Source organism: Leifsonia sp. KNZ12-8B (genome assembly GCF_056755495.1).
The window spans coordinates 1-9836 of sequence record NZ_JBPGXM010000137.1 but is presented as its reverse complement, the minus strand read 5'-3'; the positions used below and the strand labels follow the sequence as shown (position 1 = coordinate 9836).

General features: G+C 72.9%; 11 protein-coding genes. 2 read left to right on the top strand and 9 right to left on the bottom strand.

What is annotated here, in order from left to right; all coding sequences use genetic code 11:
- The 3 genes from ACR9ZG_RS16010 to ACR9ZG_RS16000 all read right to left on the bottom strand — a co-directional run.
- Positions 1-1992: TM0106 family RecB-like putative nuclease (locus ACR9ZG_RS16010; RefSeq protein WP_481285844.1), on the bottom strand; the 1992-nt coding region annotated here is incomplete at its 3' end.
- A 155-nt stretch (positions 1993-2147) separates the two neighbouring features.
- Positions 2148-2714, bottom strand: a complete 567-nt coding sequence (locus tag ACR9ZG_RS16005; RefSeq protein ID WP_481285843.1) for an HhH-GPD-type base excision DNA repair protein — start codon at positions 2712-2714, stop codon at positions 2148-2150.
- A gap of 4 nt (positions 2715-2718) precedes the next feature.
- Positions 2719-2937: an SCO4848 family membrane protein gene (locus ACR9ZG_RS16000; protein ID WP_481285842.1), complete on the bottom strand. Its 219-nt coding sequence runs from the start codon at positions 2935-2937 to the stop codon at positions 2719-2721.
- 87 nt (positions 2938-3024) lie between these two features.
- Here ACR9ZG_RS16000 and ACR9ZG_RS15995 point away from each other — a divergent pair, with 87 nt between their 5' ends.
- A complete protein-coding gene (locus tag ACR9ZG_RS15995) occupies positions 3025-4260 on the top strand; it encodes an MFS transporter (protein WP_481285841.1) in 1236 nt (411 codons plus the stop codon).
- Positions 4261-4309: 49 nt separating this feature from the next.
- On the opposite strand, the gene ACR9ZG_RS15990 is transcribed toward ACR9ZG_RS15995, so the two are convergent.
- The 6 genes from ACR9ZG_RS15990 to ACR9ZG_RS15965 all read right to left on the bottom strand — a co-directional run bounded on the left by ACR9ZG_RS15990 (position 4310) and on the right by ACR9ZG_RS15965 (position 8798).
- The gene (locus ACR9ZG_RS15990) at positions 4310-5209 is read right to left on the bottom strand and encodes an SseB family protein (RefSeq protein ID WP_481285840.1); all 900 of its coding nucleotides are present in this window, start codon (positions 5207-5209) and stop codon (positions 4310-4312) included.
- Complete coding sequence (gene priA, locus ACR9ZG_RS15985) at positions 5193-5921, bottom strand: bifunctional 1-(5-phosphoribosyl)-5-((5-phosphoribosylamino)methylideneamino)imidazole-4-carboxamide isomerase/phosphoribosylanthranilate isomerase PriA (protein ID WP_481285845.1); 729 nt, start codon at positions 5919-5921, stop codon at positions 5193-5195. The genes ACR9ZG_RS15990 and priA overlap by 17 nt, the downstream gene beginning before the upstream one ends.
- Positions 5922-5998: 77 nt before the next feature.
- A complete protein-coding gene (gene hisH / locus ACR9ZG_RS15980) occupies positions 5999-6637 on the bottom strand; it encodes an imidazole glycerol phosphate synthase subunit HisH (RefSeq protein ID WP_481285839.1) in 639 nt (212 codons plus the stop codon).
- A complete protein-coding gene (hisB, locus tag ACR9ZG_RS15975) occupies positions 6634-7236 on the bottom strand; it encodes an imidazoleglycerol-phosphate dehydratase HisB (protein WP_481285838.1) in 603 nt (200 codons plus the stop codon). The genes hisH and hisB overlap by 4 nt, the downstream gene beginning before the upstream one ends.
- The gene (locus ACR9ZG_RS15970; protein WP_481285837.1) at positions 7233-8384 is read right to left on the bottom strand and encodes a histidinol-phosphate transaminase; all 1152 of its coding nucleotides are present in this window, start codon (positions 8382-8384) and stop codon (positions 7233-7235) included. Before ACR9ZG_RS15970 ends, hisB begins: the two co-directional genes overlap by 4 nt.
- Before the next feature lie 54 nt (positions 8385-8438).
- Positions 8439-8798: a LysM peptidoglycan-binding domain-containing protein gene (locus tag ACR9ZG_RS15965; protein ID WP_481285836.1), complete on the bottom strand. Its 360-nt coding sequence runs from the start codon at positions 8796-8798 to the stop codon at positions 8439-8441.
- 248 nt (positions 8799-9046) lie between these two features.
- Here ACR9ZG_RS15965 and lexA point away from each other — a divergent pair, with 248 nt between their 5' ends.
- Positions 9047-9730 (top strand): transcriptional repressor LexA, encoded by a 684-nt coding sequence (gene lexA, locus ACR9ZG_RS15960; protein WP_481285835.1) that lies wholly within the window; start codon positions 9047-9049, stop codon positions 9728-9730.
- Positions 9731-9836 lie beyond the last annotated feature (106 nt).

Genomic DNA, 9836 nt, shown 5'->3' with positions numbered 1-9836 from the left:
CACCGCGACCGTGCGGGTCGTGCGAGCGCCCGGCTGCGAGCGCGCCTGCCGGTACGGCCCGGGGTACTCGTAGAGCAGGAAGGGCCCCGACCGCTCGCTGACGCGGATCGTGCTCCCCGCTCCCCACTGGCCGCTGAGCAGCAGCTCGCGCCGCTCCACGCGCTGGCCCTCGTCGAGGTACCAGTCGCGGAGCACGTGCACGCTGTCGACGACCAGCACGTCGCGGGTCTCGGCCCACTCCTCCACCGGCTGGATGAGCCGGGCGAAATGCGACTGCCAGAAGCTCTTCTGCTCGCGGCGGTGGAAGTCGATGGCGGCAGCGGCGAGCGCCATCGCCTCGCGGTCGGGCGTGCGGTGCGGGTCGAGCGGGTCGCCGGCGAAGGCGAGCAGTCCGGCGCGCAGCGGGGACTCCTCCGGCGCGACCTCGGTCTCGTCCATCGGCGCGGAGCCGATCGGGATGCCGTTCTCCTGAGCCCGGGCGATCAGCCAGTCACGCAGCCGCAGCGTCGACACGCAGTCGTAGCGGTTGTAGTCGCCGATCTCGTCGAGCAGCGGCTGGGCCTCGTCCTCCCGGCCGAGGGCGATCAGGTCGCGCGCGTTGGCGTACTCGGTGATGGAGTCGGCGCCGTTCTTGACCTCGCTCTGCCGCAGCTCCGTCCCCATGTACAGCGGCTCGAGCTTCTTGATGGAGTACGAGCGCGAGCCGACCCGCACGGCCTTGCGCACCATCGGGTACAGGTCGACCATCACGCTGTCGCGGAGCAGGCCGTCGACCTCCTCCTCGCCCACGCCGTGCCGCGCGGCGAGGGCGAGCAGGTGCGTCTGCTCATAGGCCGCGTAGTGGTAGATGTGCATGCCGGGATACTGGGCACGGCGGTCGCGGACGAAGGCGAGGAACGCCTCCAGCGCCACCCGCTCTGCCGCGAAGTCGTGCGCCCAGAAAGCGGTGAAGCGCTCCTCGCTGTCGACCAGCCCGAACAGGTAGTCGAGGTTCCAGCGCTCGCCGGTGCCCTCGGTGTAGAGCGGATCGCCCTCGAAGTCGAAGAAGATGTCGCCCTCGTCCGGGTGCGGCAGCGCCGCCAGCACGGGCGCGTTGTACACACGGACGGGCGGCGGCGCGCCCTCGACGGCGCCGAGCTGCAGCCGGGCCTGCTCGCGCAGCCCGTCGAGCGTGCCGTCGGGCAGTCCGTCGACCGGCCCGGTGGAGGCGGCGAGCGCGTCGATGGTGGTGATCCCGGCCGCGACGAGGTGCTCGCGCTGGGTGATCCGCATCCCGGCGACGAGGAGCACGTCGCGCGACGCCTGGACCTCGGCGTCGCAGGTGTCGCAGCGCCCGCAGACCGTGAACCGCGGGTCGCCCCAGGCGACCGGCCCCTGGTCGGCGAGGTGCTCGTCGAGGATGTGCAGCAGCCGTGCCCGCCGCTTGCGGTACACCGGCTCGATGTCGGTGAGGCGGTGCCGGCTGACGGACCCGTCGCCGAGCAGCAGCTCGACCGTGTCGTCGACATCGACGCCCATCCTGCGCAGCTGCTCGGCGTACGCCGCGAGCTGGAGGAGCGCGGTGACCCTGGCGCTGCGGGCGAGCTTGGAGTCCTGCACACGGTAGCGGCCGTCGGGCAGCCGCACGACGAAGTCGGCGAACCCCACGAACGCGCCGTCGAAGAACGTCGCCTGGAACACGACCTCGGCCCCGCTCGCGAACGCCTCGGCCGTGCGTCGCACGGCGTCGGCGAGTGTGTCTGCGGTCAGCGACTCCGGTCGCTCGATCTCGGCCACGCCGGCGCCGAAGCGCTCGCGGTAGCGCTCGAGGATGTGGTGCTCGTGCTCGTCGCCGAGCCGGGACGACCGCACGTACATCGGGTCGTCGACCACCTCGGCTTTCTCGATGCGCCCGAGCTTCTCGTCGACCGTGCGCAGGAACGCGAACTCGCACTTGGAGGCCTCGGTGAGGTCGCTCGCGCTGGTCACGATCACGCCGTCGAGGAGGAACACCGGCGACTCCCTCCGTACCGGCGGCCCGCGGCCGCGATGGACGCGGCCCTGGCGCTCCGGCCGCTCCTCGAAGCGTACCGGCGACCACCGACACCGCTCCGGGCGACGAGGCGGCGAGGCGATGAGGCGATGAGGCGGCGAGGCGACGGGCGCGCCTAACTCTTCTTCGCCGCCGCCTTCATCGCCCGCTTGTGCTCGCGCACCTTGGTGAGCGAGTCCGCATCGACGATGTCCGCCACGGAGCGGTAGCCGTCGAGGCCGTAGTCGCCCGCCGCCTCGCGCCAGCCGGGGGCGGTGAGATCCTTGCGCTTGCCGAGCAGCGCCAGGAAGATCTTCGCCTTCTGCTCGCCGAAGCCGGGCAGCGCCTTCAGCCGCCGCAGCACCTCGGCGCCGTCCGGGGCGCCCCTGGTCCAGATCGCGGCCGTGTCGCCGTCCCAGTCGGAGACGATCGCGGCGGCGAGCGCCTGCACCCGGCCTCCCATCGACCCGGGGAAGCGGTGGACGGCGGGAGGCTGCTTCATCACCGCGGCGAGCTCGTCGGGGTCGAGCGCCGCGACGCTCGCCGGGTCGAGCGCACCGAGCCGGTCGCGCAGCTTGGCGGGGCCGGCGAAGGCGGTCTCCATCGGCACCTGCTGGTCGAGCAGCATCCCGAGGAGGAGGGCGAACGGGGACTCGTCGAGCAGGGCGTCCGCGTCGGCGTCGCCGGTGATGTTCAGTGCCATGACCTCAGCCTGCCACCAGGAGGAGGATGCCCGCCACGGCCGACAGCGCGGCGAGCAGCAGCGCGATCCCGAGCAGGGCGGCGTGCACGACGAGGAACGGCGTGGCATTCCCCGCCGCGTCGCGCGCCCGCAGGTCGGTGCGCACCCGCTGGAAGAACCGCGGCCAGGCCACGACGTTGAAGAGGGCGTTCAGGAGCAGGACGATGGCGGCGAACACGGTCATGGTGCTCCCAGCCTACGGTGATGCGCGCGCCGCTGCCCGCCGCCGGAGCCTGGCCGCAGCCCCCTCGGCGGGAGCACCATCGTCGTCGTGACCTCCTCCGCGCGTCCGGCGCGGCGCACGCGGCCCGGCATCGGCTACGGCGCCGGTTTCTGGACGATCGCGGCCGCGTTCCTGACGGTGATGGCGTTCGCGACCCTCCCCACGCCGCTGTACGCGCTGTACCAGGAGCGCGCCGGCTTCCCGACCTGGGTGATCACGGTGATCTTCGCCGTGTTCGCCGTCGGGGTGCTCGCGAGCCTCTACTTCATCGGTCATCTCAGCGACGTGGTGGGCCGCCGCAGGATGGTGCTCGTGGCCCTGCTGCTGGAGCTCGCCTCGGCCCTGCTGTTCGTCGCCGTCGACCTGGGGATCGGACCATACGTGCCGGGCCTCCTGGTCGCGCGGGTGATCTCGGGCGTCGGCGTCGGCGCCCTCACCGCGAGCGCGACCGCCCACCTCGCCGAGCTGCGGGCCGTGGAGCGCCCGGCGGAGGGATCCCGGTTCCCGGCGATGGTGGCGACCGTCGTGAATACGGGAGGCCTCGCGCTCGGCCCGCTCATCGGCGGCGTCTTCGCGCAGTTCCTGCCCGCGCCGCTGCTGCTGCCCTACGTGGTGTTCGCGGTCCTGCTGGGCGTCGCGGCCCTCGCGGTACGGATGGTGCCCGAGACCGTGCACCGTCCGGAGCCGCCGCCCCGGTACCGGCCGCAGCGGGTGTCGGTCCTGCCCGCCGCGCGGGCCGCGTTCTCCGCGGCGGCCGTGGCCGCGTTCGCCGCCTTCTCGGTGTTCGGGCTGTACACCTCGCTCGCTCCGAGCGTGCTGGCCGGGACGCTGCGCGAGCCGTCGCACCTCGTCGCCGGCGCCGTCTCCTTCTCGGTGTTCGCCGCCTCCACCGCCTCGCAGCTGCTGCTCGCCCGGGTCGGCGACCGCGCGCAGCTCATCGTGGCGCTGGTCCTGGTGACCGTCGGCCTCGTGGCCCTCGCGGCCGGGGTCCTGCTCGACGCGCTCGCAATCTTCGTGGCGAGCGCGCTGCTCACCGGCGGCGGCGTCGGGCTGCTGTTCCGCTCCTCCATCGCCGCCGCGGCCGCCCTCGCCGAGCCGCATCGGCGCGGCGAGGTGCTGGCCGCGATCTTCCTCCTCGGCTACCTGGGACTCGCCCTGCCCGTGCTGCTGGTGGGCGCGGCCCTCACGGTGTGGCCGCTCGTACCCGTGCTCGTCGCGTTCGCCGCCGTCGTCGGGGCGCTGACGCTGTTCGGCGGCCTGCGCCTGCTGCGCACGGCGCGCTGACCGCTCCGGCCCCGCTGACCGCTCCGGGCCGGGAGGCCGCGGGAGGCTGTCAGCCGGCCGCGACGAGCTGCACGCGCAGCGAGTCCACCCGGGTGGCGATCACGTCGTCCGCCGCCCAGCGCTGTGCGAGCCGGGCGAGGATGGCGTCGAGCTCCTGCCGGGTCAGCCCGTCGGCGAGCGCCAGCCGCACCACCAGCTCCTCGGCGACGAGCCGGCAGCCGGGGTCGCCGGCGAGCAGCTCGACGCCGTGCACGCCGAGCTCCGAGCCGATGGAGGCGTCGAACGCCGCCTTCACGAGCGGGTCGCGGTCGCTCGGGATCCACGGCTCGCCCTGCGCAACGGCCCACACGGCGGGGCGGCGGAGCGCGAACTCCGTCTCGGCGGTCGGATCGAGCACGACGAGCTCGGTCTCCTCCCCGGCGGCCGCCAGCGCGACCCGGCGTCCGTCCGCCGGCACCGGCCTGGCCAGCGGGTTCCAGGTCTGCATGGCCGTCACCGACGAGAAGACCGGCAGCACCGAGCGCCCGTCCGGCCCCGCAACGGTCACGATGGAGAGCTCCTGCGACTTGTCGACGCGGAGGCCGGCGTCGGTCTCGCCCTCGTCGCCCAGCTCGGCGACCAGTGGGATCAGCAGCCGCGAGGTGCGGACCGCGTCGACCACGGCCTCCGCGCCGACCTCCCCGGCCCGGAACGCCGCCAGGGCGCCGAGCAGTGCGGGAGGCGCGGTGCCGTCGTCGTCGCCGAACGGGTTGTCATCGAAGTGGCGCCCTTCCCACGGCTGACCGGCGGAGTCCGCCTGCCCGCCGCCCAGCGCGGCCGCGAAGCCGTGCAGCCGCTCGGCTCCCTCCGCCGTGGGCCGGCCGGCGCCGCGGCGGTCGCCGTCGTCATGGCGGTCGCCGCTGCCGCGGCGGTCGCCGTCGCCCGTGCCGGGCTCAGTAGCCCGCGACATCCAGCGCCTCGGGGAGCGTGAACGCGCCGGAGTACAGCGCCTTGCCCACGATCGCGCCCTCGAGCCCGAGCGGCACCAGCTCGCGCAGCGCGGCGATGTCGTCGAGACTCGAGATGCCGCCGGAGGCGACCACCGGCCGTGCGGTCCGGTCCATCACCTGGCGCAGCAGGTCGAGGTTCGGGCCCTTGAGCGTGCCGTCCTTGGTGACGTCGGTGACGACGTAGCGGGCGCAGCCGGCGTCCTCCAGACGGTCGAGCACCTGCCAGAGGTCGCCGCCCTCGCGGGTCCAGCCGCGCGCGGCCAGCGTCGTGCCGCGCACATCCAGGCCGACGGCGATCGCCTCGCCGTACTGGCCGATGACGTTGGCCGCCCACTCCGGGTTCTCCAGCGCGGCGGTGCCGAGGTTGACGCGGGAGGCGCCGATCTCCAGCGCCTGCTCCAGCGACTCGTCGTCGCGGATGCCGCCGGAGAGCTCGATCTTGACGCCGCGCACCTGGCGGATGACCTTCTTCAGCAGCGAGCGGTTGCTCCCGCGGCCGAACGCCGCGTCGAGGTCGACCAGGTGGATCCACTCGGCCCCGGCGTCGGCCCACTCCTCCGCCGCGTCGACGGGGTCGCCGTAGCTGGTCTCGCTGCCGGCCTCGCCCTGGGTCAGTCGCACGGCCTTGCCGTCGGCCACGTCGACCGCCGGGAGCAGGACGAGCTTGGGCATGGTGTTGAATTCGCTCACGATCTTTCCTCGTTCTGGTCCGCGACGCGGACGGTGGGGCGTGACGCCCGCTGCGGTGGCTACAGGGTGCCGATCCAGTTGCGGAGCAGCTGGATGCCGGCACGGCCCGACTTCTCGGGATGGAACTGGGTGGCGCTGAGCGGGCCGTTCTCGACCGCGGCGATGAAGCGCGTGCCGTGCTCTGCCCAGGTGACGCGCGGCTTCGGGAAGGGTCCGCTCGCTTCGAGGGTCCAGTCCTGCGCGGCGTAGGAGTGCACGAAGTAGAACCGCTCGTCGTGGAGGCCCTCGAACAGGACCGAGTCCTCCGGCGCCTCCACCGTGTTCCAGCCCATGTGCGGGACGACGTCCGCCTTCAGCAGGTCGACGACACCCGGCCACTCGCCGAGCCCTTCGGACGGGATGCCGTGCTCGACGCCCTTCTCGAACAGCACCTGCATGCCGACGCAGATGCCCAGGACGGGCCGCCCGCCGGCGAGGCGGCGGTCGATGACCTCGTCGCCGTGGGAGGCGCGGAGGGCCTCGATCACGGCCGCGAACGCCCCGACACCGGGCACGAGCAGTCCGTCGGCCTCGAGCGCGCGGCGGCGGTTGCCGGTCAGCTCGACGTCGGCGCCGGCCTCCTCGAGCGCCTTGACGGCGGAGTGCACGTTGCCCGTGCCGTAGTCGAAGACGACGACGTCGGGGCGGTTCCCGCTCACAGCGCCCCCTTGGTCGACGGGACGCCCGACACCAGCGGGTCGAGTGCCTTCGCCTGGCGGAACGCGCGTGCGAACGCCTTGAACTCGGCCTCCGCGATGTGGTGCGGGTCGCGGCCGCCGACGACGGTGATGTGGGTGGTGATGGCGGCGTTGAACGCGATCGCCTCGAAGACGTGGCGCACCATCGACCCGGTGAAGTGCCCGCCGATCAGGTGGAACTCGAACCCCGCGGGCTCGCCGGAGTGCACGAGGTAGGGGCGGCCCGAGATGTCCACGACCGCCTGCACCAGCGCCTCGTCCAGCGGGACGAGGGCGTCGCCGTAGCGCGAGATGCCGCTCTTGTCGCCGAGCGCCTGGCGGATCGCCTGGCCGAGCACGATGCCGACGTCCTCCACGGTGTGGTGCACATCGATCTCGGTGTCGCCGTTGGCGCGGACCCGCAGGTCGGTGAGCGAGTGCTTCGCGAACGCGGTGAGGAGGTGGTCGTAGAACGGCACGCTGGTCCGGATCTCGGACGCACCCGTGCCGTCGAGGTCGAGGCTCAGTTCGATGCTCGACTCGCTGGTCTCCCGCTGGATGGTCGCGGTGCGGTTGCTCATGACCGAGAGTTTACCGGGGCCTGGGAGTCCGCCCCGCCCGCGCTGGACGCCGCCGGGTCCGCGGACGCCGCCGGGCGGCCGAGGGCGGCGAGGGCCTCCAGGAACGCGGTCGTCTCGGCCTCGGTGCCCGCGGTCACGCGGAGGTGGTTCGGGATGCCGACGTCGCGGATCAGGATGCCGCGCTCCAGCAGCGCCTCGAACACCGCGTGCGGGTCCTCGACGCCGCCGAACAGGACGAAGTTGCTGCCGCTGCGGTGCGGGCGGTACCCGAGCCGGGCGAGCTCGGACACGAGCCGGTCGCGCTGGGCGCGGATCTCCCCCACCATCGCGAGCATCTCGTCGGCGTGGGCGAGCGCGCCGAGCGCCGCCGCCTGTGTCAGCGCGGAGAGGTGGTACGGCAGGCGCACCAGCCGCAGTGCGTCGACGACGGCCGGGTCGGCGGCGAGGTAGCCGACGCGGGCGCCCGCGAACGCGAACGCCTTGCTCATCGTGCGCGAGATCAGCAGCCGGGGGCGCCCCTCCAGCAGGGTCAATGCCGAGGGCTGGTCCTCGGGCATGAACTCGGCGTAGGCCTCGTCCACGATCACGATGCCGCGGGTCGCGTTGTACGCCGCCTCGATCGTCTCGAGACCGAGCGGCGTCCCCGTGGGGTTGTTCGGGGCGCAGAGGATGACGAGGTCCGGGTCGGTTCGCTCGATCTCGGCCACCGCGGTCTCCGGCGAGAGCTCGAAGTCCGCGTCGCGGGCGCCGGCGATGTACTCGGTACCGGTGCCCGACGCGAGCAGCGGATACATGGAGTACGTGGGCGCGAAGCCGAGGAGGCTCCGGCCCGGCCCGCCGAACGCCTGCAGGATGTGCTGCAGCACCTCGTTCGACCCGTTCGCCGCCCAGATCTGCTCGGCCGTCAGGCCGTGGCCCAGGTATCGGGCGAAGGCCTCGCGGAGGGCCGTGAACTCGCGGTCCGGGTAACGGTTGACGCCGGTGACCGCGGCGGCGACGCGGGCGACGATGTCGGCGGCGACGTCCTCCGGCACCGGATGCGTGTTCTCGTTCACGTTCAGCGCCACGGGCACGGACTTCTGCGGCGCGCCGTACGGGGTCCTCCCCCGGAGATCATCACGGATGGGCAGATCGGAAAGAGACGTCACCGTTCAATCGTAGTCAGCGCGACCGGACGCTTCCTCCGCGCCGCCGATCCTGCGTTACCGAGCGGAGTACTCCAGCGGCACGGCCAGCTGCTGACCCGGCGAGACCACCGCGGACTCCAGGCCGTTGAGCGTCACGAGCTCGGCGATCACGTCGCGCGGGTCGGCGTTCGGCGCGAGCCGCTCGGCGATCGACCAGAGGGACTCGCCGGACTGCACCGTCACGTGCTGGAAGGAGACGTGGCTCTGCTCCCCCGTCGCGGCGGCGACGCCGCCGTTGAGGGCGAAGACGAGAGCGCCGACCGCGATCGGCACCGCGATGAGCGTCGAGAGGACCGCGCGCCCGCGCCGCGTGATGCGCAGCCGCACGCGGCCGTTCGCCTGTCCGTTGAAAGACGACATCGTGACCGTGCTCATGGTCCTGACCTCCTCTGGCCTCGCGGATGCGAAGCTGTGTTCCGAATGTATCTTCGAATGTTCGAAACCGCAACCTCCACCCGCCGGCCGATTCGGGCGCCGATTTCGCGACACACTCGAACAAACCTTTGTCTGGCACGCCAGGGGCGGATACAGTTTCGACTGTCTGAGAACAGACAACCAGGCACCACCGACATTCGTTCCGGATGGGCGGCGGGCCGGGCGACGAAGGCCGTGAAGGGACGAGCGTGTCGAACGAGAACCAGGCTCCGCGCGGCGGCACGCGCCGCCGCAAGAACCTCAGCGAGAAGCAGCTCGCCATCCTCGACGTGATCCAGCGCTCGGTGAGCCAGCGGGGCTACCCGCCGAGCATGCGCGAGATCGGTGACGCGGTCGGTCTCTCCTCTCTCTCCTCCGTCACCCACCAGCTGAACCAGCTCGAGCTGAGCGGCTACCTGCGCCGCGACCCGAACCGCCCGCGGGCGCTCGAGATCCTGATCGACCTCCCGGCCAGCACGTCCGAGAGCGTCGACTACGAGAACCAGACCCCGGTCGGCGACGCCGCGATGGTCCCCCTGGTCGGCCGCATCGCCGCCGGCGTCCCGATCACGGCCGAGCAGCAGGTCGACGAGGTCTTCCCGCTGCCGCGCCAGCTCGTCGGCAACGGCGAGCTGTTCATGCTGAAGGTCGTGGGCGAGTCGATGATCGACGCCGCCATCTGCGACGGCGACTGGGTCGTCGTCCGGGCCCAGAACACCGCCGAGAACGGCGACATCGTCGCCGCCATGCTCGACGAGGAGGCCACGGTCAAGGTGTTCCGCCAGCGCGACGGCCACACCTGGCTGCTCCCCCGCAACTCGAACTTCGAGCCGATCCTCGGCGACTACGCCCAGGTGCTCGGGAAGGTCGTGGCGGTCCTGCGCGCCGTCTGACCGTCCACGGGCCGAGACGACGGGGGGGGCGGGGGGGGGGCCCCCCCCCCCCCCCCCCCCCCGGCGGGGGGGGGACGCCCCCCCCCCCGCCCCGGCCCCCGCGCCC

Bases quoted from the DNA above. Each gene is read 5' to 3' on its own strand.
- ACR9ZG_RS16005 (WP_481285843.1), bottom strand. From the start codon at position 2,714: ATGGCACTGAACATCACCGGCGACGCCGACGCGGACGCCCTGCTCGAC.
- ACR9ZG_RS16000 (WP_481285842.1), bottom strand. From the start codon at position 2,937: ATGACCGTGTTCGCCGCCATCGTCCTGCTCCTGAACGCCCTCTTCAAC.
- ACR9ZG_RS15990 (WP_481285840.1), bottom strand. From the start codon at position 5,209: ATGTCGCGGGCTACTGAGCCCGGCACGGGCGACGGCGACCGCCGCGGC.
- priA (WP_481285845.1), bottom strand. From the start codon at position 5,921: ATGCCCAAGCTCGTCCTGCTCCCGGCGGTCGACGTGGCCGACGGCAAG.
- hisB (WP_481285838.1), bottom strand. From the start codon at position 7,236: ATGAGCAACCGCACCGCGACCATCCAGCGGGAGACCAGCGAGTCGAGC.
- ACR9ZG_RS15965 (WP_481285836.1), bottom strand. From the start codon at position 8,798: ATGAGCACGGTCACGATGTCGTCTTTCAACGGACAGGCGAACGGCCGC.